Origin of the sequence: Jonesia quinghaiensis DSM 15701 (genome assembly GCF_000423205.1) — a bacterium.
GTDB classification, from domain to species: Bacteria; Actinomycetota; Actinomycetes; order Actinomycetales; family Cellulomonadaceae; genus Jonesia; species Jonesia quinghaiensis.
This window is the reverse complement of sequence record NZ_AUHN01000005.1, coordinates 331,096-355,233: the sequence shown is the minus strand read 5'-3', so window position 1 is coordinate 355,233 and position 24,138 is coordinate 331,096. Positions and strand designations below refer to the sequence as shown.

The following is a 24,138-nucleotide window of genomic DNA, read 5'->3' as shown; positions in this document are numbered from 1 at the left end:
TGTGGCTTTAAGTTGGCGCCCAGCGGCGTTCTTTGCGGCGGGTTTGATTCCTGCGCTGATCTTCGGTGAATGGCATGTGGTGATTGCGTGGGGTGTGCTCACGGTGTTGTTGATCGTGGGTGATGCTTTGCGTGCAGCATCCCCACGTTCGTTGGAGATCACCCGGAGCATGCCTTTTCAGGTGCGCTTGGGTGAGGTTGCCCGCGGGGAATTTGTGGTGCGTAATACTGGGCGTCGCCGCGCTAAGGGGCTGCTTCACGATGTGTGGCCCCCCTCTGCGGGTGTGAGTGTCCCGATGCATCGGTTAGCTATCCGCGCCGGTGACGCTATCCGCTTGCCGTCAGTGCTGCGCCCTACCCGTCGCGGTGACCGGGTTGCTGCTCATGTGACGGTGCGGTTGTTTGGGCCGTTGGGGTTCGCTGCGCGTCAACTGACGCTGCAGGCGCCTTCAACAATTAAGGTTCTGCCGGAGTTTCGCTCGGCACGGCACTTGCCGTCACGGGTGACATTGCTTCGTGAAATTGAGGGTGGCTCAGCGGTTCAGGTGCGTGGGCAGGGCACCGAATTTGATTCGTTGCGCCCCTATGTTGAAGGTGACGATGTTCGGTCCATTGACTGGCGGGCAACGGCGCGTTCACGTGAAGTGACGGTACGGACTTGGCGGCCTGAGCGGGACCGGCGTGTGGTTATTGTTGTGGATACCTCACGCACTAGTGCTCCGCGTGTTGCCGGTGAGACCCGCCTTGACGCCTATTTGGAAGCGGCGATGCTCCTTGGGGCGTTGGCCGCGCAGGCTGGTGACCGGGTTGAACTTATTGCGTTTGACCGGGCTCAACGTGCTCACGTGTCAGCACCTGCTGGTGGTGGGGTGCTCCATGAGATGGCTGTCGCTTTAGCGGGGGTCTCCCCTGTGCTGGTGGAAGCTGATTGGACAGCAATTACTACGAAGATTCACTCACGGGTGTGGCAGCGTTCGTTGATTGTGGTGCTGACTAACTCTGATCTCACAGTCCCCGAAACGGGGTTCCTGAGCGCGATGGGTGCTTTGTCACAGCGTCACAGCGTCATTGTTGCGGGTGTTGAAGACCCTGAAACTGTGTCGATCAGCAAAAACATCGATGATTCAGCTGCGGTGTTTGATGCTGCTGCTGCCACTGCGTCGTTGTTGGCGCGCCGTGCGGCAACGTCAGTGCTGGAACGTTCACAGGTGGTCGTTGTAGACTCGCTGCCTGACGATCTCGCCCCCCGTGTCGCTGACACGTACCTGATGTTGAAGGCAGCTGGACGACTATGACCGATCCGCGCAAGACCGCCAAGAACTCTTCCTCCGCCGATGCCCGCCGTGCGGCTGGCCGTGAGGCACGCCCAGTGTCTCGCCCTGATTGGGAACCGGTTGGTGCGCGGCGGCAACGCTCAGCCCGCCGGATTGCTTTGGTGTTGGTGTTTGCTCTCATCGCCTCCGCGATGGTCCCAGCACTGGCAGGGCTCTTCTCGTAGTATCCGTTCCACTCATTGAATGCGTAAGCCCGGGGCAGCATGTGCTGCCCCGGGCTTACGCATTCTGATGACTTGCCAGCTTTTTGCTGGGTTATGCGTATTGCTGGTAGTAGCCAGCTTCTTCTTCGCTGAGGTCACCTGTGGCACCTCGGCGTACTGCAGCACGACCGAGGGTGTACACGTAGGTCCAGAAGGCTGCTAATGCGATGGCCCCGATGACGATCTTCACCCACCACAGCATCGTGGAACCGGTGACGAAACCTTCAATGATCCCTGACAACCCCAATGCAAACACCAACGCTCCGGCAACAAGCATGAGGGACCTACCCTCTTGAGCTAGGGCAACACTGCGGGGGCGACGCCCCGGGTTCACTAAAGCCCAAAACAGTTTGAGCCCTGCCCCACCTGCAACAAAAATTGAGGTGAGTTCAAGGAGCCCGTGGGGGCTAATGAGTTGGAGGAATAACCCCAACTCGCCGTAGGCGGCCATCAGGCCAGCGATCATCCCAACATTGACGGCGTTGCTTGCCATCACGAAGATAGGCCAAATGCCGGTGACACCAAAAGCCACGCACTGCACTGCAATCCACGCGTTATTGGTCCACACCATCGCTGCGAACTCACCGCCGGGTTCGTAGTATTCAGCAAATGCTTGGTTGACGTAGGCGTCACGTTCTTGCACGCTACCTAAACGCTCTAACCCTTCAGGGGTGGTAGCAACCCACACGGCCATGACTGCGGCGATGATGAAAAAACCTGCTGTCACGCCGTGAGTCCACCAGCGCGAACGGTACAACGCGGCAGGCATGGACTCGGTGAATAAGGTAACTACACCGCGCCAGTTTGTGTCCCTGGACCCTGTAATGCGGGTTCGGGCAGTGGACAACATGAGGGAAAGATCTGAGATAAGTGTGGGGTCAGGGGCGGTGGAACGCACCACTGACAGGTGGCTGGAGACAATTTGGTACAACAAAACGAGCTCGTCTGCTTCTTCGCCAGTGAGTGACCGGCGCTTGGAGAGCACCTTGAGTCGTTCCCACTCGTCGCGGTGTGATGTAGTGAAAGCCTCGAAATCCACAGAACTACTGTCCCACAACACGGTAGGCTTTCACCGTGACAGCCCACGTGGTGGGCGTGTTGTGTCAGTGGCTGAGTATGTGAGTTGAAGGAGCAGCATGGACGACCCGATCATCATCGGCGAAGGTGTCATCCTTGATGTCCGGCCAGCGTCATTCCTGACACGTGGAGTGGCTCTGATCATTGACTACGTGCTCTACTGGCTCGTTGTTGTCTTCGCAATTTTCCTTGCCAGTGAGTACATTTTCACGTTTGATAGCACATACGGTGGGCTCATCACGGGGATTGTGCTGATGGTGGTTCTGTTTGTCATAGTCCCCTCAGTGGTGGAGAACCTCACTAAAGGCCGTTCGTTGGGTAAGTGGGCCATGGGTGTTCGAGTGGTCCGTGATGACGGCGGGCCGGTTGTGTGGCGGCACTCGCTGATCAGGCACACCGTCGCCGTGCTGGAGATTGTCATCACTGCGGGTGCTGTTGCGATTATCGTGTCGCTGTTTAACCAGCGTGGTAAGCGCGTGGGAGATTTCCTTGCTGGCACCTATGTTATTCGGGTGCGTAACGGCAAATCCCGCCTCCATCAGGTACTGATGCCACAACGACTGGTGCCTTGGGCGCAAGCAGCGGACATTGCGAAACTCCCTGACGGTTTAGCTCTGAACGTTCGCCAATTTTTGTCTCGTGCGCCTAATCTCCACCCGCATTCGCGTGAATCATTGGGGGCTGCACTCGCTGAGAAGGTTTCGGCGTTTGTTGCTCCCGCCCCACCATTCGCGGTCAGCCATGAAGAATACTTAGCTGCCGTCATCGTGGAACGCGGAAACCGCGATCTCGATAACGAACTACGCCGCCGTGAGATGGCCGCTTCGGTGCGGAAACAAATCGAAACGCTCCCCTTCAGCTGACAACAGGCTAGTAGCGGTAATGCTCTGGTTTGTATGGGCCAGTAACCGGTACTCCAATGTATTGCGCTTGTTGTGGTGAGAGTTCGGTGAGCCGTGCTCCTAGCGCATCGAGGTGGAGGCGGGCGACTTTCTCGTCCAATATTTTTGGGAGTCGGTACACACCAGTCGGGTATTGGCCGTGAGACGCCTTCGTGAACAACTCGATTTGTGCGATCACTTGGTTTGCGAATGAGTTCGACATGACAAAACTGGGGTGACCAGTAGCGTTGCCCAAGTTCAACAGCCGCCCTTCAGAGAGCACAATGACTGAGCGCCCATTGGGTAAGTTCCACTCGTGTACTTGGGGTTTAATTTCTACTTTGCTGACGCCATCCACCGCTGCGATCCCAGCAATGTCGATTTCGTTGTCGAAGTGACCAATATTTCCTACCACCGCTTTGTCTTTCATGGCAAGGACGTGCTCGGCACGAATAACATCGAAGTTCCCGGTGGTGGTTATGAAAAAGTCTGCTTGATCAACAACGTCTTCGAGGCGGGCCACTTGGAAACCATCCATTGCTGCTTGCAGCGCACAGATGGGATCAACTTCAGAGACAATCACCCGTGCACCTTGGCCACGGAATGCCTCAGCAGCGCCTTTACCAACGTCCCCGTAGCCCGCAACAAAAGCAACTTTCCCACCGATCAAAATGTCGGTGGCACGGTTGATTCCGTCTGGGAGTGAGTGGCGGATTCCGTACTTGTTATCGAACTTTGATTTCGTCACAGAATCGTTGACGTTGATCGCGGGGAACAGTAACTGTTCTTTCTCTGCTAGAGCGTAGAGGCGGTGCACACCGGTTGTGGTTTCTTCCGTGACACCCAAGATGTCATTGGCGATTTGTGTCCAGTGCATGCCTGATTCGACAACAGAGTCACGCAAGATCCGGTGGATTTCTTCTTTTTCGGCGTTGTACCCGGCATCCCCTGGGAATAGCGCCTCGGGAACGGACCCGTCTTTTTCATACTGCACCCCAAGGTGCACAAATAATGTGGCGTCCCCACCATCATCGAGGATCATGTTGGGGCCAATGCGCCGCCCGTCAGCGTCAGTCCACAGCATGATTTGTTCCGTGCAGTCCCAGTACTCGGTGAGGGTTTCACCTTTCCACGCGAATACCGGAACACCTTGCGGGCTACTTGGAGTTCCGGTGGGGCCAACAGCCACGGCGGCTGCGGCTTCGTCTTGGGTGGAGAAAATATTGCACGATGCCCATCGCACCTGCGCCCCAAGCGCCACGAGCGTTTCGATGAGTACTGCGGTTTGGACCGTCATGTGCAGCGAACCGGCGATGCGGGCACCGGTCAGTGGGCGGGTGAATTTATATTCCTCTCGCAATGCCATGAGCCCAGGCATTTCGTGCTCAGCGAGACGGATTTGGTGGCGGCCTGCCTCAGCAAGGGTGAGGTCACGAACTTTGTAGCGGCCGGGAGCTTCGTCGAACTGAGCAGTCATGGCTTTTCCGTTCACATCACTGGGTTTCGGAGAGTTCATGGGCAGTCTATCGGCTTGCTTCGCGTTGTCGAGTGGAACGCGAAATCTGAGATATCGACGAGAAAAAGACAAAGATGCGCGACCCGCCGGCCGATGGGAACCGGTACAGGCACGTGTCCGCGATATCGTCAACGAACGAGTGACCGTTATCTTTCCGTAATACGACATCCAGAAAGTGACTGCACACTATAATCATGCGTTACCTGACTGCACTTCGGATAATGCTTGTTGCGACCTTGGTCGCAGCCGGTGTTTCTTTGACCGCCACCGCCCCTGCCAGCGCAGCATCACCCAATCGCATTACCGTGACAGCAAACAAATCGGTTGTTCTCAAAGGACAATCCGCCACGTTGAAAGCTAAGTTCTACAAGAACAACGCGCTACAACGTTCAGGTAGTTTGCTGCTGCAGTACAAGTCTGGGTCTCAATGGAAAACGGCCCGCAAAGTGCCGATTACCAATGGTGTTGCGACAACTACTGCGAAGCCACCAAAGAACCGTTCATACCGGTTAGCGACCACCACAAAAAAGACCGTCTCGGCTGTAAAGACCGTCAAACTTCAGCACGGTTTCACCTCGAAGGTGTCCTCCGCGTCGGTCAACCCTAAAACTAAAACGACGTTCTCCACTGAGTACTTCCAAAAAGGTAAGGCTGCGACAGGCAAAGTCCAGTTGCAGTACAAGGCTGGTAGCCGGTGGAAGACACTTAAAACAATGACGTTGAAGAGTGGGAAAGCGACGTTTACTCGTGTTCCGAAGTCAACGTCTACTTACCGGTGGCGTTCGGTATCGACTGGTTCAACGACAAAATCTTTCAAGGTGACGGTCAAACCCCAGGCCACAATCCGGGCGTCAAGTAAAAGTATCAGCAAGGGCTCTTCAACAAAGCTCACCGTCGGGTACACAAAAAACGGTAAAGCTGTACCAAAAGCTAGCGTTCGTTTGCAGTATCACACCGGGTCATCGTGGAAAACTCTGCGTAGTTTGACCATCAAAAACGGGACAGCAACCACAACAATCAAACCGTCAAAAACCACGAAGTACCGAGTTGTTGCCGCGACTGCGCGCACTGGTACGTACACCATTAGTGTTGCTGACTCCTCTGCAACCTATTGGGTGAACTCAAGTGTGGGTTTGAATGCCCGTTCTGGCCCAGGCACCAACTATGGCAGTGTGGGTAAGTTTGCGAATGGCACAAAGTTGTCACACAACCCTGCTGATGTTTCAGTCGCTGGCGGGTACACCTGGCGCAAAGTGACAGGGCCCCTTGGTGGTAAAACAGTCACAGCGTGGGTTGCAGACACCTACCTGACAACCAAAGCTCCCACCACACCAGCGCCACCAGCGAACGGGGTCCCTTCGTCCTTCACGGTCAGTGGTTCTGGTTTTGGTCACGGCATCGGGATGTCCCAGTTCGGGGCATACCAGATGGCACGTGAGGGTAAAACAGCTGCGCAGATCCTCCAGCACTACTATTCCGGCAACACCGTGAAGAACTACACGTCGTCAAAGCAGTACATCAACGTGCAACTTCTTGGCCCTGGTTTCAACAATCCGAAGTACACCACCAGGACTATTAGCTTCAAAAACGGCGCAAAAGGCTGGTGGACGTTAGTTGATGCGCAGGGCAATAAGCTCCGCGGGTTCGAGAAAGTCTCCACCACCCAGTCCGTGCGTATGCAAGTGTCTGGCTCGAACGTCAAAGCAACGTTGTTGAACTCGTCGGGGTCCGCTACATCGACAACAGCATCGAGCTCTGCGGTGTACGTCAGGTGGTCCGGTACTAATCGTTACAACCCCACCGGTGGACCATCTGTTGCCACAGTGCAGGGTTCCATTACATCGAGCCGTTCCGGTAACTACCGTCACGGGCAGTTGATTGTGACGTCAAGCAGCGGCGCGTTGAACGTTGTCAACAATCTGAAGTTCCAAACCGAGTACATGTACGGTATCGCTGAGATGCCATCAGGCTGGGGATACAACGGTGGAGCTGCCGCTTTGCAAGCGCAGGCCATCACCGCCCGCACCTACGCACAAAACCGGTTGAACAGTTCGTTGAACAAAACCTGCAACTGCCACATTGTTGACACCACCCAGCACCAGTTCTTTACCGGGTGGGACAAGGAGAACGAGGGCTCGAACGGGTACTACGGCAAGAAGTGGAAAGAAGCAGTAAATGCAACGCACTCAAGCGCTTCCACTGGCAAGTTGCTGTTCAACGGTAACTCGCTATCTGGCTCGTATTACTACTCGGCTTCGGGCGGACGTACGGCAAACTCTGAGGATGTCTGGTCCTCTAAGGTGAGCTACCTGCGGTCGGTCAATGACCCGTACAGCCTTCGAGCTCCAGGTAACTCAAACGTGTCGTGGACCCAGTCGGTCACGCAGTCCAAGATGAAGGGCATTTTCCCTTCACTCTCGGACGTCAAATCAGTGACCGTCTCAGCGAAGTACTCATCCGGTCAAGTAAAGTCATTGACCGCAACCTCGAGTACTGGAGCAAAGCAGACAGTCACCTATAAAGCCGACGTATGGCGCACAAAATTGGGAACCAAAGCCTCGTGGGTCTCCAAAATCGCTGCAAACTAAGCTCCTGATCACCAGGGACTAAAAAGCCCCGCTGAGTTGTCGATAGTAAGAGAGACAACTCAGCGGGGCTTTCCCGTTTGACAGCGCACCAGCCTGACAGCAAGGACACACGATGCCCGGCTCCCCCACACCGCGTCACCGTCTAACAATCTCCGCAATCACCGCATTGGCGCTCCTCAGCAGCGTAGCCGCAGCGCCTGCAGCTACCGCAAGTAGCGCATCGACAAACACGCCAATGCCCGCCACAGTGACCCTCAACGCCGCTGCACACGCAACCGCAGCAACAGGCGTCGCTTCAGTGAGTCCGGCATCGTTCAGCATGGTGCCACAGCACACAGCTGGGTTTATCTTCACCGCAAAAAAGCCAGCTAAACCCAAGGTCAACATTATCCCTGGGTCTAAGCGGCTAACCGTGAAATGGCCGAAGGTCTCCGGTGCTTCCAAGTACCAAGTTGTGTACTCGTTGCGTAAAGACTTCAAAGGTGCCAAAAAAGTCACCACCAAAACGACCGCTAAATCGTTGACCAAGTTGAAAAAAGGCAAGGTCTACTACGTGAAGGTGCGCGCCCTTAAAGGCAAAGTCGCCTCGGGGTACAGCAAAGCCATCAAGGTCAAAACAGTCAGCGCCACACCAGCAACTGTCAGCGTCAAAGCAGTGCCCGCTGGTGTCAACAAAATCAAAGTGACGTGGTCACAACCGGCCCGCGCTGAGTCACTGAAAATTTTGGTGTCACACAACAACAAAGCACTAGAGAAATCATCAACACGATTCACCGTGTCAGCACCAGTACACAAGAACTCAGCGATCGTCACAATCCCATCGTCGTGGCGCTCGAAGATTGGTGATGGCTCAGGCAACCCTGCGTTTGTGCGAGTGCTCGTCACAAATGCTGGGAAAACAAAAAAGACGAAGATCACCCACACGTACACCACTGCGCGTTCCGCGAAGGGCACCAGCGCCCAGAAACTGCGTTTCGCCGCATATAACGTTGGTTCCGTTGCCGCAACGAAGAACCTCGCAGGCCGCTCATGGACTCAACGCCAAGCAGCGGTTGTGCGCGCCGTTGAACGTTCCAAAGCTGACGTAATTGCGTTCCAGGAGCTCACCACAGCACCGGTAAATGGAACAGACAGCCCCCGCCAATACCTCGCTTTAGCTAAGGCACTCGCCCCGACATACAAGTCAGCGCTCACAGAAGCGCAGGTTGGCACCGCACCAGGTGCCACCACAAAGGGCGCTCACATTTTTTACAACCCCACCAAGGTGCGGAAGATCAGTTCCGGCCTGCACTCCACCAAAGCTGTGACCAGTGTTCCTTACAAGCGGGACTCCACAACGAATGAAACTGTGAAGTACTTCGCGTGGGCGTACATGGAAAACATCGCCACGAAAGACCGGTTCTACGTGGTGTCACTGCACATCCCTAAGGGCACCAGCGCGGAAGCTCAGCGCCTCCGGTTGGGTATCACCGAGGGCGTGAATAAGTTCATTGCCGCGAAAAGCGGCGGGAAAACTCTTCCCGTGGTGATCATGGGTGACCTCAACACTGACGTTGCCCGCTACCCCAACGGGGCAACCACCTGGCTGGCAGCCAACGGCTACTACTCTGCTGCACACGCTAAGAAACGCGTGAACATGGGTATCGGGACAACCAATAACCAAACAGCGAAAACTGATGGCGGGTACCCCCGTAAACCCTTCAAGTACGCCTACGTGGGGACCCGCATTGACCACATCTTTATCAAGAACTCCCCTGGTTCTTCGTACTACGAAAACCAGGCTGTCCTGAACTCGGATGGCAGCTTCAACGATGCTTTCCGTGGGTCAGACCACAACCTGCAGGTCGCGCAACTGTCGGTCGCGAACTGACAGGTTCGTTCACTCAACTAGGAACACGCTCACCACCCACGCACGTCAAGCCTTACTTGACAATACCAAATTGTCAAGTAAGGCTTGACGTGTGAGAATTTTACCCAGCGCACTGAAGCACGGAATTTCAGAAGATCAGATAAAAGCCGGGTTACAGGTGCCGATGCGTCGGGTAAAGATGGATGACAAACTGGTGTTAATCATCGGAGCGGATCAAGGCGCACAATTACTTGAGCTCGTCATAGCTGACCCCGAGAGCGATGACCCACGTGTCATCCATGCCATGCCCCTGAGGGCAAAGTTCTACCACTATTTGTGAGGTGAGAAAAATGACGGCACACCAAAATGACCACGATGGGACTATCAACGCCGAAGCATGGCTTGACGCTCTAGACCCTACAATGACACCTGCTGAGGACCCCCAAGAACTACGCCGAGTAGGTTTGGCTCAGCGAGACGTTCATGCCGCTGATCTAGAACTACGAAAAGCCGTAACTTTGGCGCGTCAGGCAGGATACACCTGGGCTGATATCGGCATGACACTGGGCGTAACTAGGCAAGCAGCGCAAGCTAGGTTTCGCGAACCAGCACATACATAGATCGGTCGCGAACTGACAGGCTTAGCGCCGTAGTAAACTCTCAGCCTTGCGCTGCACTTTGTTCGCAAAGCGCAGCGCAGGGTTGTTTTGTGGGGGCCGCACAGCACCAATGCGTTTACCTGCGCGGATTTTTTTGTCGAACCGTGGTGCGGTGCCGTCTTCATCCCAGATGGTGTGAAGGTTGTTGTCCCGCAGGAACTGCAAGTACGTCTCAAAGCGCTGTGGCATCAGTTCGTTGAACTGGGTGTAGTCAGTGTCTTGGTAGAGGTCTTCGGCGAGGGGCACATCGCCATCACGGGTGTATTTGGTGTGTGGCATTGCGTGATATTCGGCGAGTTCCAGGGTGCGGGAGTCGTGCGCGAGGATGTGCGCTGGGGTGCCCGCGAGGATCGCTGCGATATTCCCATGAAGGCGGGTACCAAAGGCGAAGTCCTGCTCTGTGAATGACTCAATCCAGCCCCACGGGTTGGGGTAGTACACAACCTTGCGTTTTTTGTAGAGCGGGTGGCCGGTGTGCACGGGGGTGCCCAGGTTCACGGTGTCGAGGTCGTATTGGTCGTTGCCCGTAACAATCATGCGTGCTGATTTTGCGTCTTGGGATGGGCTGGTGAGGTTGCGGTACCGGGCCATGTTGGCGTCAATGAGGCGTTCAATACCGGGCACACGGTAGTCAATGTTCATGGACACTGCTGAGCGTGGGGTGAGTGCGTCAACGCCTTTGTTGACTTGGTGTTGTGGGCCCCACGTGAAAATTGAGGGGCACCCAATGACCGTGATGCGGTCGGCAGGTAAACCCAGTGAAACAAGGAATTTGCGGGTGTACTCGCCGCGCACCCCCATTGAGTGGGATTTCTCAAGCACTGCTTCAACGAGGTTGTAGATCGCTTCGTTGTGCCGGTCAGCGGCTTTGGTGCTCATTGTTTTGGTGCGGCCGGTGCGGCCCATGGTGAATTTTTCCGACTCAGCGGCATCGGCGGTTGTTTGTGCCCCTGCACCCACAATGGTGACGGGGATCTCTAGTTGCCGAATAATGCGGGTGAGTGACTGCAGTTGGGTGGTGAATGACGCCCGGAACATGTTGGACATCGGCATGACGTAGTGGTCGTACTTTGCGTTAGTCTCGGCGATCCACTGGCTTGGGTCTTGGTCTCGGTGTACCGCGAAACCCCCGTACCGTACTGTGTTTTCCTGCGCGGATAAGGCGCGCGCTACGCCGTTGGCGTAGAGAAGGTTCCCTGAATTTCCACCCATGAGACGGGTCGATTCCATGGTCCCATAGGTCAGGAGCGGGTTTTGGGCGGCACGTACGAGAATCTTGGGCATTATGCAGTTTCTGTGTGAAGGGCCTGATCGGACTGTAGAGGAGGCGTACTGCGTCATAGGGATGCCGGGAACGGCACTATTCTAGAGGTGGATCTTCCAAAAAATCTGTATCAGGAGCTCGAATGCTGCGACGCGTTGCGTCTTTCTGCTTGTCCATCTTTGGTTCGCTTCCCGCAACGGCGGCCTATGCCCTTGTGGGGTATACCTTACAGATGGCGGCTATTGCCACACATCAGTGGCAGTTTGCGGTTCCTGGCCTGGCGTTATGGGCTGCTGGAGAATTCTCATTACGTATGCACCCTAAGGTCGCTGCATTACTCCGCAGGGCCGCTTTTGGATTCGCTGTGCGTCTCAGCGTGTCGCTCCTCCTTGTCTCACTAATTGTCGGGACAAACAAAGTTAATGAGCAACTGACAACAACTGTTGTTTTTGCGATTCTCACTTTGTTGCTCCACTGTGCTCAGGTGCTCTTGATGAGTTCACTTAATGCGCGCCGCTCGGTGTCTGTTGACGCCCGCAATATTGATGCCTACCTCCCCACGCACACTTACCGCCCTCGATTCTTAGCCCAACTACCTGAGGTGTGGCGCACGGTGCCTGCGGCGTTGCTCTTTGGTATCCCTGCCATGATCACTGACACCATCGGTGCTGTGGTTATTTTTGGGCTGATTGCTGCGCTGTGGCAGTTGGTTGTTTTAGGTCAGATCGCGCGGTGCATTCTCGATGTTCGTCGTGTGCCTCGTACCGGTGACCGGTTGGCGTTGATCCAAAGCGCGTTGAACGAGCTCAACCCACAGGTTGCGTTGTATTTCTCAGGTGATGCACCCTCCACCTACCAGGTGAACTCGTGGCTTTCCACGATGGAACGCCTTGAGCGGCAAGGTATCCGTGGGGTTGTTGTGCTGCGTGAGAAGTCTGTTTTCAATGCACTAGCGCCCACGTCGATTCCTGTGCTGTGTATTCCTGGTGCCGTTGATTTGATGTCTTTGGACTTTGGCTCAGTGCGCGTTGCGCTCTACCCCGCCAACGTGGGTAAGAACATCCACTTTTTGCGTATCCCAACAATGCGTTCGGTGTTTGTGGGCCACGGCGACAGCGACAAAAACGCCTCATTCAACCCGTACTCCAAGGTGTATGACGAGGTGTGGACTGCAGGCCAGGCAGGGATTGACCGGTATGTGCGCGCAGAGATTGGCGTCCACACCGAAGATGTTGTCGCTGTTGGGCGCCCGCAAGTATTGGACCTGCTGGAATCCTCAGTGGCCCCAACCCCCATTCCCACGATTTTGTACGCACCCACGTGGGAGGGGTGGAACGAACTTCAGAACTACTGCTCTATCCCCACTGTTGGGCGTCAACTTGTTGAAGCAGTGCGAAGCAGTGCAACGCCGGTGCGTTTGATTTACCGCCCCCACCCGTTCACGGGGCGCCGCTCCGCTGAGGTGATGGCAGCACACAACGAGATCGTTGATGCTCTTGCGCAGCTGAATGCACAGGTTGTCACAGCCCCGATTGTCTTGCCGGAATTTGTTGCTGACAACGCCGTTTCCAGTTTGGAACTCCTTGACCAGCAATCACGCCGCGACGCCGCATATATTGCTGCTTTTGGTGAGCGCGGGCACATCACCTCAGATTCGAGCGCAGGCTTGTCTATCTGGTCGTGCATGGCGGCTGCAGATTTCATGGTTGCAGACATTTCTAGTGTCATTTCAGATTTCATTGCGTTGGACCGCCCGTACGCTGTCACCAATTGCACGGGTAAATCGACGAGCGAATTCTTGGAGGAGTTCCCTTCAGCATCCGGCGCTCAAGTCCTCTCCCCCGCTAACCCTGACCTCGCCCAAGTTTTGGGTGTAGCTACTGGAAACCAGGACGATGCGTTCCGTGAGGCACGCGGCGCGTTACGGCGGGCGTTGTTGGGTGATGCCCCTGAAACGTCAGTGGAGACGTTCTCAGCGGCTGTTCGCCGTTTGTCTCGCGAGTCCCAGCAGCGTAACGAGCGGGTTGCTGCACTGGGAATGGTGTAAACCGATCGCTATTGTTGGGCTCAGCCCTTTGCGTCGTTGCGGGGTAAAGTTAATCCCGGCGCCACGTGTGGGCCATTTACTTGTCATCGAGGAAAGGTAATCCTGTGCGGACTGTAGGCGTTGTGCTCGCCGGTGGAGTTGGAGCCAGGCTCGGGCTGAATGTGCCCAAGCAAATGGTGAAGATCGCTGGCAAAACTATTCTGGAGCACACGGTCACCGCGTTCGACCAGAGCCCTGAGATCGATGAAGTGATTGTCATGATCACTCCGGGTTGGTCGGAGAATGTGGCTACTCTTTTGGGGAGCCGTTTCAAAAAGCTCACCAAAATTCTTGAGGGTGGTTCCACTCGTAATGAAACAACCCGCAAGGTTCTTGACGCCATTGATGACGCCGAGTGCAAAGTAGTCCTTCACGATGCTGTGCGGCCGTTGCTGGATGAGCGGATTATCCGTGAATGCGTTGAAACACTTGATGTGTATGGCGCTGTTGACGTTGTGATTCCTTCCTCTGACACCATTGTTGCTGTCGATGGCGATGAGGTCATCACCTCAATCCCTAACCGTGCGCTGCTTCGCCGCGGTCAAACACCTCAAGCTTTTAAACTCACCGTCCTCAAAGAGGCATACGAACGGGCCATGGAAGACCCGTACTTCGCTGCCACTGATGACTGTGGTGTTGTTTTAAAGTACTTGCCAATTGTGCCTATCAAGACGGTTCAAGGTGCTGAGCACAACCTCAAGGTCACCCACCCGGTGGACTTGTTCATTGCTGACAAGTTGTTCCAACTTGCTTCACGTTCCGCTCCCCTTCACGCCAATGATGAAGAGCGCGCCGTGCACTTGGCGGGTAAAACCATTGTGGTGTTGGGTGGGTCGTACGGGATTGGCGCTGAGATTTGCCGGATCGCCGCAACACACGGAGCGAACGTGGTTTCCCACGGCCGTTCCACCACGGGCTTGCACGTACAAGACCCCGAATCCATTGCGAAGGCCTTTGAGGAGACCTACGAGAAGTACGGTGCTATTGACGCCGTGATCCTTACCGCTGGTGTGCTGCGCATTGGACGGCTTGCTGATACCTCAGAAGAGGAAATCACGGAAACCATTGGCGTGAACTACCTTGCCCCTGTGCAGGTGGCGAAGGCCGCGTACCGGTACTTGTCGAAGTCCAAGGGTCACCTGCTGTACTTCACCTCGTCGTCATACACTCGTGGGCGGGAGAACTACTCACTGTACTCGTCGACTAAGGCCGCCGTGGTGAACCTGACTCAGGCGTTATCTGAGGAATGGGCAGCGCAGGGCATCAAGGTCAATGTCATTAACCCTGAACGCACTGCCACCCCCATGCGCACTAAAGCTTTTGGTGAGGAATCACCTGGAAGTTTGTTGTCTGCCGTGTCAGTTGCTGAAACATCGTTGGATGTCATCACATCTGACATCACCGGCTTGGTCGTTGATGTCCGTAAAGAAAATGCTGGTGCACGCTCAGCAGGGGACGCAATCAACGAGGCGTTGAGCGAGGCGGAACAAGAGCTGTCTGCTACAGAAACCAAATAACCGTCGCCCCGGTCCCTTTGTGACCGTTTCACAATGATCGGATGACGCGTGTCGCTTGCTGATGACGAGCCTCGGGTGTGGGCCCGTGAGCACCGGCGAATGATGAAGTTCGCTGGGCTCGCGGGGGTCCGCCCTTTGGCGACCAGCTTGATATTTGTTGTTGCGGTCATTGCCGCGTATTTGGACCAAGCATATGTGGCTGTTGGCGCTGTCCTGGTTGGGATAGCAACGATTATGTGGGCGTGGCGCCCAGCGCTGCGCTTGGCACCCGCGCACAGTGATCACCGGTTGGTTGCAGTGACCGGTTCAGCGGCTGGCACATTCCTGATACCCCGGATGCTCCTCATCACGGTGGGGTTTGCCGGGGTGTCAGGCCAAGTACCTGTTGAATACATGGTCACGGGGTTGTTACTTGTTGTGGCGGTGGCTTTGGAACTGAGTTTGCGTTCTATTGCTGAACGCATTGTTCCCATGGCTGCGAACCTTCCGGGGTTCACGTACTACCCACAGTTGTTCTATTCGCCCTCGCTTGTGGCGTTGGTGTGGTTGGGAGCTGGGTGTGTTCACGCCGCATCGATGTATCGCCCTGATTTTCTGAGTGGATCGCTGGTATTGGCAATTATCTCGGTGACCCTGACTGCGGTGTTACTGGTCCAGGCGGCGTCCCTTGTTCTTCAACGGAACCGCGAGATACCGAACCTGCGGCGGGCGTTGGAAGAGTACTCCCCTGTGGTGCTGTTCCATTGGGAGGCGCCACCTGAAACCACCTACCAGGTGGGCATGTGGCTCCCATATGTTGAAAAGTTGGGTGTGCCGTTCGCAGTTTTGTTGCGTAGCCCCGCAAACTTTTTGGAAGTTGCCGCCCTCACTGACCGGCCCATCATTTTCCGTGAGCGCCTCTCAGAGTTGGACACTGTCATTGTGCCGTCACTGCGTGCGGTGTTGTATTGCAACACCGCAACGGTCAATAACCATGTGGTGCGGTACACCCACTTGAAGCATATTCAGCTGAATCACGGTGACTCTGATAAGGCCCCGAGTTATAACCCGGCGTTCAAAATGTTTACGCGTAACTTTGTGGCCGGGCAGGCAGCTGTTGACCGTTTCACGGAGCACGGTATCGCTACCCCACCGGACTTTTTCCGGATTGTGGGGCGCCCCCAGATCACCACTATTGCGGTGGGTGCTCGTGCTGAGGGGGCGCAGCGTACGGTGTTGTACGCACCTACGTGGCAGGGTTTTTATTCTGATGCAAATTATTCGTCGTTGCCGCTAGGGCTGGATATTGTGCGGTTTTTTGCGGAGCGCGGGGTGAGGGTTGTTTTCAGGGCGCACCCTTATTCTCAGTTGCACCCTCGGTACGCGCAGTACCGTACCGCGATCATCGATTTTTTGCGGCAGCATTCCGCCCAGTCTGGGGTGAAACATGTGTGGGGCGATGAAGCAGAGTTGGTGCCGCTTGCCCAAGTTTTTAACAGGGTTGATGCGTTGATTTCTGATGTGTCTTCTGTTGCTGCAGACTTTTTGTACTCGGAGAAACCGCTCGCGATGGTGCGAATGTCGAACGCTGATGCGTTTTCGGCTCAGACGTCTCTGGCTCGTTGCGCGTATGTGCTCCCGGGGCGGGAAATGGTTGTTGACCCGAAGACCCGCACTGCGGCGTTGGAGGTGTTGTTTGATCAGTTGTTTACGCATGACCCATTGGCTGCGGCTCGTGTTGCGATGAAGCGCCACTACTTGGGTGACATCCCGGACGATGCCCGGGAACAGTTTTTTGTTGAGACCTTGCGTGATGAGGTTCTGAACCCAGTTAGGAGTTGACCATTCTAGTGCTGCCTAACAAGATCTACCGTTCATAGACCTCACGCCGATGCGCCGCTCTGACAATCGACACGATCAGCTCTCCGTCAAAGACGTCATAAATCACGCGGTAATCTCCGACTCTAATACGCCAAGCCGTTGCTTCTCCGACAAGTTTTTGGGAACCATGTGGCCGGGGATTTTCTTCCAATCGCTCAATGGCGTCTAGTATTCGTGCGCGCACAGAATGCGGTAGTTTCTTCACCTGCCGCGCTGCGGCACTAGTGAACTGAATGCTGTAGTTCATGAAGCGATGTCAGCACGCAACTCTTCAATCGACACCCGGGCACCATCATCCGATGCCTTCGCTTCACGATAGGCAGCAACGTCTTGCATCATTTCGAATTCTTCAAGGGCTTCTAGGTCAGCAACACTGACAACAACGGCTGCAAGTTTGCCGTTACGCGTCACGCCGATGCGCTCGCCTGCGTACATGGTGCGCCCGAGAACGTCCGAGAGTTGGCTTCGTAACTCACGGGTTGTCACTGCGCTCGTAACTGTATCCATGTGTACACAGTATCACTAGATTACACATTCACACAGACTCGTGCCCATTGAATTGACACACCGGTGCACCTGTCACATGAGGCGTCAGTGAAAATGTCCGTCGGGCGGGTATGAGATTTACAGCTTCACTGTTGAGTTGCTCATGCGTTGCCGTTGACGTAGCGCCTTGCTGTGGTGAGGAACGCTTGGTCGTATGTTTCGTGGGGAAAGTCGCCCAGGTAGTGGGTGCGCAGGCGTTGGCGTTGTTCGCGCAGAGTGTCAGTGTGGACGGCCTCAGCGATGACCTCGTGCAGGTTGCTGAGGTCTTCGGTGAGGATGTAGCAGGCCGCCCCAATGGGGTTTTCGGTGAGAAACTCTTCGAGGCTTGGCGCCCCGATTGCGGTGAGGATGATGGGTTTCCCGGAGTACAGGTAGTCAGGGATCACTGAGGATACGTCTGAGATGAGGGAATCTGAGTGGTTGATGCAGTCGATGATGCTCCACTCGCGTTCTGCTGTTTCGCCAAACACATGGTCGATGCCGGTCGTTGCGGCGTGTTCGGTGAGGCGGGCGGTGATGGCGTCGCACCCGGCTCGTAGCGCCGGGGTTTTGCGGGCGTGGGGGTGCGGCCTGAAGATGATGCGTGTTCCTGCGGATAGTGCGGCGTTGATAATGTTGAGCCCGATGTGCAGTGAGGAGCATTGGCTGTCTGCCATGAACCCAGCCCAGGTGGGCGCGTACAGCATGGTGTGCCCGGTTGGGTCGGCTTGTTTGTGCGCGGGTTGGATGTCTTTGATTTGTGGGCGGCCAACAATGTCGAAGTAGCCGGGGGCGGTGTCAACGCCGTGGTTGGCGTAGCGTTCCACGGCTGCTTGGCCAGCGACGAAGTTCCGGTCGTACATGCGCATCGCAGGGTTGTAGCTTGGGGGTTTGTCGGAGTCCCCGTGGTTTAACTGGATGTGGGTGTACTGGTGGAACCGCACAAAGTGAGCGTTCTTGATGGCGTTGTTGGCGTAGAACACTGTGGTGACGCTGTCGATGGTGACGTCGTCGAGTTTGGTCATGGAGTTACGCACGATCACGGGGGCGTTTGTGAGTGCTGCTACTTCATTGAGTGTGTTTTGGTTTCGGAGGATCACGCAGTACCGTTCACCGATGGCGTCGAGGTGCGGCAGCCACATCCCTATCTGGTATGCGGTCCCTGGGGCGGCGTCGTAGTAGAGGTAGAACTTTGGCTGGTAGGCGGTGAGTTCTTTGCGCAGTGTTGCTTCAACGGTGCGTTTGATGCGGTTGCGCGACAATGCGGCAACGTTGCTGAGGAGTTGCAGGGCCAGGCTGAGGGTCACGAGCGCCGCGGTGATTGCGAGGAGCGCTGGGGTGTGGTTGGCGAGGGCCAGTGGGATGGGGGTGAGGGTGTTGGCGAGGTATGCGGGGTAGTGCGGTGGCGTGTTGGTGCGTGGTGTTGGCGCCCACGGTAGGTGTGCGTGGCTGAGGGTGCCGCGGCGGGTGGCTCGTAGGGTGATGGGTTCGAGGGTGAGCGAGAGTACTGCGAACCCTATGACGATGCTTGTGGTGAGTGTGCTGTGCCCTGTTGGGGTGTTGGTGATGGCGAGGTAGCTTGCGGTGGCGAGTGTGAGGTAGCGCTGGGCGTGCCCTGAGCCGAGGTATCCGCGACCGTCGTAGGTGGTGAATTGTGTGCGGGTGCGGGGTAGGTACCTGCGGGTGGTGAGGTCTGTGGTGGTGATGAGTGCGAGGAGCACTGCGATGGTGGGGGTGGTGAGTTTGCCGGCGAGGGTGGCTACGAAGACGAGCGCGGTTGCCAGGAGGAGGACTGCCGGGTACCCGGCGAGTTCTTTGGTGAGTGTGTGCAGCTTTTTCAACGGGTTGGTTGTTGTGTTGGGCTGCACACTGTCACTCATTTTGTGGCTGAATCCTTGGTGTATTTGCGGTACGCGGCTGTTACTTTTTGTGGGTCGCCATCCATTTTGATGACGCCTTTGTCCATCCAGATCACTCTGGTGCACATTGCTTTTATACTCGCCAGGGAGTGCGCGACGATGAACACTGTTCCGGCGTGTTGCCGGATTTCGTCGATTCGTTCGCGGCTTCGTTCGCGGAATGCTGCGTCTCCGGTGGCGAGGGCTTCGTCGACCATGAGGACGTCTGGGGTTGCTGCGGTGGAGATCGCGAAGCGGAGGCGCGCACCCATTCCTGCGGAGTAGGTTTTCATGGGCAGGTAGATGGCGTCTCCGAGGCCGGAGAATTCGACGATTTCGTCGAACCGGTCTTCAACTTCTTGGCGGGTGAGCCCGAGGGCTAACCCACCGATCATGATGTTACGTTCTCCGGTAAGGTCTCGCATGAGCACTGCGCTGACGCCGAGGAGCGATGGGATCCCTGAGACGTAGATTTCGCCTTGTGATGGTTGCAGTAGCCCGGCGATTGCTTTGAGGAGTGTTGATTTTCCGGACCCGTTGGTGCCGATCACTCCGATGGATTCGCCGTGGCGTGCGGTGAAGCTGACACCTTGGACTGCTTTGATTTCGGTGTAGCCGCCGGTGAGGTTTTTGCCGCGGCGTAGGAATTTGCGCAGCATGTTGTCTTTGACGGGGGTGGCGCCTCTTTTGCGTGCACCGACCACTTTGTAGGTGACGTGGAGGTCGTTGACCATGACGGAGGGGGCACCGAGTTCACCACGGGTGGGGGTGCCTTGTGGGAGGTCTTCTGGGTCGATTTCGTAGTCGAACTCGTCATCCATTGCTGTATTACTCACGGCCGTACCTCGCTTCGTCTTTCCAGAAGGTAACGAAACCAATGATGAAGAAGACAAGAGCCCATCCTAATCCGAGCGCCCACTTTGACCAGTCGAGTGGAATGTTTGATTCTGCCAGTACTGCTTGCCGTGCCAGGTTGAGGAACACAGCCACGGGTTGGTAACTCATGATTGCTTGTAGAACTGGGTGTTCCACCCATCTATCGATGGAGAAGATGACACCTGAGGCGTACATTCCGATGCGCAGAATGAATGGGAGTGTGTTGTTGATGTCTGGGATCCGTGAGGCATAGCGGGCCAGGATCATCCCAACGCCTGAGGAGAAGAGAAACAGCATAACCAGCGCTGGTATGAGGAGCAGCCACCGTTCAGGGTGGATCGCTTCACTACCTTGTATTACTCCGATAGCTATCTGGGAGATCACCATCATGATGACGAGGCCGGGAAGGAGGACGAACATTTCCTTCATGGCGATGGAGATGGGCAGAATCGCTCGGGGGAACTGGAGTGATTGGACGAGCTTGAGGTTCCCGGAGATCGATTTTGCGCTGGAAGTCACCGTGGATGAGAAGAACCCGTAGATGAAGGTTCCAACCACGATGTAGCCGATGACGTTGTCCATGCCGTCACGGGTTTTCAGCAGAATCCCAAAGATCAGGACGTACACCATGGAGTTGAGCAGCGGGGTGAGGATCGCCCAGATTTGCCCAAGGTAGGTGTTTTGGTTTTCTGCTTGCGCCTTTGATGAGGCGAGGACGGTGATGAATTCGCGACGTTTGATGATCGCTTTGATGTATTCGCCGAACTTGGGTCGCACCCCAACGGGGTGCAGACCGTGTTGGGCTGCCTGCTCACTTATCGACACGGCTAACTGTCTCTCTTTGACCAGCACCATTAGCGCTGGTCCGCATAGGTATACGTGTAGGGATCATGCCGTGGTAGCGCGTAGTACGCACCGCATCACCGCGACTGCTCAATGATACCCGCCGCAAACTCACGACCATCGCCATGTGGGGTGCGTTCACCATACCCACAAGTCTTCTTCGGATCCTGTTCAACGAAGACAGAGCTCAAAAACTACTGTACTTACCCGGCTTGAACTCTTGACGTGAAAACGGAGCACTGTCGGTCACATCAAACATTCTTAGCCGGAACATTCAACTTGATGATCTCCTTGTAGACTCGCGCAAACAATCATCTCCATCGCGGATGTATTTCTAGCAGTTCAGAAACTTCATTGAATAGATCATGATAAAAGTGCTCTTCATACGCATAAGGATCGGAACAAATTTTTGCTTGTATATTCGCCCGGTAGTTTGAACTCATTCTCAGCACCTGTAAATACGGTAACTCAGCAACTGCCTCATCTCTTGCGGTCGAAGATGCTTCGTACAGGATTTTTCCCTCCGCAGCGAAGGGACGACGTAAATCACCGTCAACAAGTTCGGAGGCTGGTGGAGCGTCCACGAAAACCGCTCTATAACGCCCTTCGACAGAATGCTCTTTGATCCGCTGAATTAGTTCACTAACAGGAACGAGCTTGCGAGTTTCGCGAAATCCGAATCGATCCAGATCAATGGGAGAGACGTTTTCCGAGAACGCTTCTTCATTTAGATTGAAAAAAACAACAGGAGAAACCGTACTTAACACAAACTCGCCTGAATCAATCGCTTTTATGAAGTCCGACATCGTCTCGTAACAGTGCAGTCCATCTTCGCCACCTCCAAACCGAAGCGTGAAAGCAGTCGAATTCAAAACATCACGAAGAGAAACTCCAGCAAAGCAAAAAGGTCGACTTAACGAATGTTCATGCAACACTGACAACTTTTTACCCATAAACCCGTGTATGGGCGCACGCTCGAGCGTGACAGAGTTAAGTGCTTGCAAGAAATAACGACCAGGTGGCCGGACTAGATTGGAATTTCTAAGCACTTTGATCAGATCAGATGCGCCTGCGTTTGCAGAAGAAGGAGAGCGAAACCCATAGGTCTCGCCACCTTCCATTTCATAAATGACTACGTCCGAAGGCAGTTTTTTAACCGGGGCCCCGAGTGGCAACTGCGAATATTTGTATTTATCGAAAAATATACGACCCGCATCGCGTCGAAATTTTGCAATAGCTGTATCTGTGATTTTAGATGGCAGAGAGTCGAGATCACAGTCAAAGCAATCAATGTTAAAGGTGCCCTCTATTCTAGTGATCTTTATGGAAACTTTGAAGCTCCCATCTGGTAGGTCAGAGTAGGGAATAGAGCGTCCGCTTAAGTTCTCGAATCCGCTATATTCGAAACCGAAGTTGAAATCTGACTCCACTTTTAATAAATCAGACGGAGTTAAACCCAACGGATAAGAATACTTTGTCTCGCCATCTAAGACGTCAGTTAGAACCAAACTAGTTCTTTGTGAGCCGTACTTATCGACCGGCAAACCTTCAACAGCGGCTGCACCTCGTACCAATAAGCCTCGTCGGGCGAGTTTTATGCGAGTTAGGGTAGCTTTTGAATGCGTATGCTGTGTATTTGGTGTTAGTACCTTAGACAGAATCCCTGAAAGAGCTGCCTTTGTTAACGATGAGCTAGTGAAATCTAAGGGGAAGAGGTGCTCGAACAGTAATTCAAAAGAACCAGCCTGAATCACGAGCGGTACGTAATTTTGACTTGAGCGTACAGAAAACAAATTTCTTGAATAAAAATCTGAAGGTTCTACACCTGTGAACGAGCGAACTTTTTGCGCGAAGGAGTCTTCTACGACTAGAAATGTATTAGGATGACAGAAGATACCATTTGAAAGACCTATTGCCGGAAATCTGTGGCGGTAAGCGGACTTATAGCCTTCTATTTCGGGTAACCCATGGGTGAAAGCAGCCAACATTTGTTGGCTTCCAGCTAGAAGAAGAACAATTTTTAAATCGATTGATACTTGACGGAGTACGGGATAGAGCCATGCGGAGGTATCGTCAAGGAAAACGACTTCAGAGTTTCCGATCATCGAACGAACTAACGCTGAATCCTGCCCAGCAAACTTACAAACGTCAAGTAGCTCGACGTAATTCGGTAAACGAATTCTGTCACGAGATAAATTCGACAGATAAATTATTTCAGAACTCATGCGAATCTCCGTCAAGTCGAAATTTTACGGGAACCGAACTCATATCGAAGCGTGAAACATCCATTGAATCACAGATTACTGAGGAAAACAGGTTATCTTTAGACAGCAGTACTGGTATTGAAGTGATTTCTTTGACCCATTTGGGCGTCCATGAGTTGTGCAGTAACATCAAGTCCGCTATAGCGACGTTTCGATAGTTTAGATCGGCATATTTCGTCTCCTCGAACCAGATTCTACGATACAACTCCATGGGATGCGCTTTAACGCCAAGTGAAGTCTCCAAAATGACGCCATACTTATTCTTATCAAGTACTTTAATTAGATCTTTTGTATCCATGGACTTTAAAATGTCTGAAAGCGGAGCGTTGCCAACGTGACTCCATTCATACTTACCAGGGAGTGGACTGAGTCTCCTTGCGATCTGGTCAACCCAGAATCGAGCGAGCTGATTTGGACCCGATGAACTAAGGAGGGCCAAGTGAAAACCACTTTCCGGACTAATCCCGAAGCAATGAAGACGCTCGTCCTTCGGTAGCATGAAGCTTCTAGCGCGCTCTCCTGTCACGATCGTATCGATATCAACGAAGACACCGCCTACTTTACTCAAAACTGCGGCGGATACGACATCTGATTGCATCGCAAAACTTAACTTTTTCACTTCGGAAACGGGTAATAGGTCTTCGAGCCACTCACCCATATTTGAATGATCGATAATCGTTAACTCGAGTTCCGGGAAATGAGAGTACCAAGTTGCGACACATGCCTTCAGGTAAACTGACGGGGCAGCTCCTTCCCAAAATGTATATAGTTTCATCTGATCCACCAATTTCCTGTGTATATGAGCGAGAAAAACACGAACTCATTCTAATAGATCTTTACATATGGAGAACTTCAAAAGTTTACTCCATCCAGACGATATCGAAAACTCTAAATGACTC

20 protein-coding genes are annotated in these 24,138 nt (G+C 54.3%); 10 read left to right on the top strand and 10 right to left on the bottom strand.

The window, feature by feature from the left end:
• The first annotated feature begins 1 nt into the window (after position 1).
• Both G538_RS0104810 and G538_RS0104805 read left to right on the top strand, forming a co-directional pair.
• Positions 2 to 1,294, top strand: coding sequence for a DUF58 domain-containing protein (locus G538_RS0104810; protein ID WP_029068428.1), 1,293 nt, complete (start codon positions 2 to 4; stop codon positions 1,292 to 1,294).
• On the top strand, positions 1,291 to 1,497 hold the full coding sequence (locus G538_RS0104805) for a hypothetical protein (RefSeq protein WP_029068427.1): 207 nt from the start codon (positions 1,291 to 1,293) through the stop codon (positions 1,495 to 1,497). Before G538_RS0104810 ends, G538_RS0104805 begins: the two co-directional genes overlap by 4 nt.
• Before the next feature lie 91 nt (positions 1,498 to 1,588).
• Here G538_RS0104805 and G538_RS0104800 read toward each other — a convergent pair whose 3' ends face one another.
• The gene (locus G538_RS0104800; protein WP_029068426.1) at positions 1,589 to 2,575 is read right to left on the bottom strand and encodes a stage II sporulation protein M; all 987 of its coding nucleotides are present in this window, start codon (positions 2,573 to 2,575) and stop codon (positions 1,589 to 1,591) included.
• A 97-nt stretch (positions 2,576 to 2,672) separates the two neighbouring features.
• Between G538_RS0104800 and G538_RS0104795 the strand changes: the two genes are divergently transcribed.
• On the top strand, positions 2,673 to 3,476 hold the full coding sequence (locus G538_RS0104795; RefSeq protein ID WP_029068425.1) for an RDD family protein: 804 nt from the start codon (positions 2,673 to 2,675) through the stop codon (positions 3,474 to 3,476).
• A 7-nt stretch (positions 3,477 to 3,483) separates the two neighbouring features.
• Here G538_RS0104795 and ahcY read toward each other — a convergent pair whose 3' ends face one another.
• Positions 3,484 to 4,971 carry an adenosylhomocysteinase gene (gene ahcY, locus G538_RS0104790; protein ID WP_029068424.1) on the bottom strand — a complete coding sequence of 496 codons (1,488 nt, stop codon included), beginning with the start codon at positions 4,969 to 4,971 and terminating at the stop codon, positions 3,484 to 3,486.
• Positions 4,972 to 5,204: 233 nt separating this feature from the next.
• Between ahcY and G538_RS0104785 the strand changes: the two genes are divergently transcribed.
• The 4 genes from G538_RS0104785 (at position 5,205) to G538_RS0104770 (ending at position 10,067) form a co-directional block, all read left to right on the top strand.
• Entirely contained in the window at positions 5,205 to 7,598 is a 2,394-nt protein-coding gene (locus tag G538_RS0104785) for a SpoIID/LytB domain-containing protein (RefSeq protein ID WP_029068423.1), read from the top strand.
• Between the two features lie 112 nt (positions 7,599 to 7,710).
• The gene (locus G538_RS0104780) at positions 7,711 to 9,468 is read left to right on the top strand and encodes an endonuclease/exonuclease/phosphatase family protein (RefSeq protein ID WP_029068422.1); all 1,758 of its coding nucleotides are present in this window, start codon (positions 7,711 to 7,713) and stop codon (positions 9,466 to 9,468) included.
• 91 nt (positions 9,469 to 9,559) lie between these two features.
• On the top strand, positions 9,560 to 9,787 hold the full coding sequence (locus G538_RS17945; RefSeq protein ID WP_029068421.1) for a hypothetical protein: 228 nt from the start codon (positions 9,560 to 9,562) through the stop codon (positions 9,785 to 9,787).
• A 10-nt stretch (positions 9,788 to 9,797) separates the two neighbouring features.
• Positions 9,798 to 10,067 (top strand): hypothetical protein, encoded by a 270-nt coding sequence (locus G538_RS0104770; protein ID WP_051196580.1) that lies wholly within the window; start codon positions 9,798 to 9,800, stop codon positions 10,065 to 10,067.
• Positions 10,068 to 10,088: 21 nt separating this feature from the next.
• Here the strand turns inward: G538_RS0104770 and G538_RS0104765 are convergent, their stop codons facing one another.
• Complete coding sequence (locus G538_RS0104765; RefSeq protein ID WP_029068419.1) at positions 10,089 to 11,390, bottom strand: polysaccharide pyruvyl transferase family protein; 1,302 nt, start codon at positions 11,388 to 11,390, stop codon at positions 10,089 to 10,091.
• Between the two features lie 122 nt (positions 11,391 to 11,512).
• Between G538_RS0104765 and G538_RS15125 the strand changes: the two genes are divergently transcribed.
• From G538_RS15125 to G538_RS15120, 3 genes are all read left to right on the top strand, one after another.
• A complete protein-coding gene (locus tag G538_RS15125) occupies positions 11,513 to 13,417 on the top strand; it encodes a hypothetical protein (protein ID WP_051196579.1) in 1,905 nt (634 codons plus the stop codon).
• Between the two features lie 104 nt (positions 13,418 to 13,521).
• A complete protein-coding gene (locus tag G538_RS0104755) occupies positions 13,522 to 14,973 on the top strand; it encodes a bifunctional cytidylyltransferase/SDR family oxidoreductase (protein ID WP_029068418.1) in 1,452 nt (483 codons plus the stop codon).
• Between the two features lie 48 nt (positions 14,974 to 15,021).
• Positions 15,022 to 16,794: a CDP-glycerol glycerophosphotransferase family protein gene (locus G538_RS15120; protein WP_051196578.1), complete on the top strand. Its 1,773-nt coding sequence runs from the start codon at positions 15,022 to 15,024 to the stop codon at positions 16,792 to 16,794.
• A 25-nt stretch (positions 16,795 to 16,819) separates the two neighbouring features.
• On the opposite strand, the gene G538_RS0104745 is transcribed toward G538_RS15120, so the two are convergent.
• From G538_RS0104745 to G538_RS0104715, 7 genes are all read right to left on the bottom strand, one after another.
• Positions 16,820 to 17,080: a type II toxin-antitoxin system RelE family toxin gene (locus G538_RS0104745; protein WP_029068417.1), complete on the bottom strand. Its 261-nt coding sequence runs from the start codon at positions 17,078 to 17,080 to the stop codon at positions 16,820 to 16,822.
• On the bottom strand, positions 17,077 to 17,340 hold the full coding sequence (locus G538_RS0104740; RefSeq protein ID WP_029068416.1) for a type II toxin-antitoxin system prevent-host-death family antitoxin: 264 nt from the start codon (positions 17,338 to 17,340) through the stop codon (positions 17,077 to 17,079). The genes G538_RS0104745 and G538_RS0104740 overlap by 4 nt, the downstream gene beginning before the upstream one ends.
• A gap of 140 nt (positions 17,341 to 17,480) precedes the next feature.
• The gene (locus G538_RS15115) at positions 17,481 to 19,238 is read right to left on the bottom strand and encodes a CDP-glycerol glycerophosphotransferase family protein (protein WP_051196577.1); all 1,758 of its coding nucleotides are present in this window, start codon (positions 19,236 to 19,238) and stop codon (positions 17,481 to 17,483) included.
• On the bottom strand, positions 19,235 to 20,092 hold the full coding sequence (locus G538_RS0104730) for an ABC transporter ATP-binding protein (RefSeq protein WP_342664639.1): 858 nt from the start codon (positions 20,090 to 20,092) through the stop codon (positions 19,235 to 19,237). Before G538_RS0104730 ends, G538_RS15115 begins: the two co-directional genes overlap by 4 nt.
• Positions 20,085 to 20,957 (bottom strand): ABC transporter permease, encoded by an 873-nt coding sequence (locus G538_RS0104725; RefSeq protein WP_245566793.1) that lies wholly within the window; start codon positions 20,955 to 20,957, stop codon positions 20,085 to 20,087. The genes G538_RS0104730 and G538_RS0104725 overlap by 8 nt, the downstream gene beginning before the upstream one ends.
• Positions 20,958 to 21,286: 329 nt before the next feature.
• On the bottom strand, positions 21,287 to 23,200 hold the full coding sequence (locus G538_RS17940) for a hypothetical protein (protein ID WP_157544299.1): 1,914 nt from the start codon (positions 23,198 to 23,200) through the stop codon (positions 21,287 to 21,289).
• Positions 23,190 to 24,014, bottom strand: coding sequence for a glycosyltransferase (locus tag G538_RS0104715; RefSeq protein ID WP_245566801.1), 825 nt, complete (start codon positions 24,012 to 24,014; stop codon positions 23,190 to 23,192). Before G538_RS0104715 ends, G538_RS17940 begins: the two co-directional genes overlap by 11 nt.
• Positions 24,015 to 24,138 lie beyond the last annotated feature (124 nt).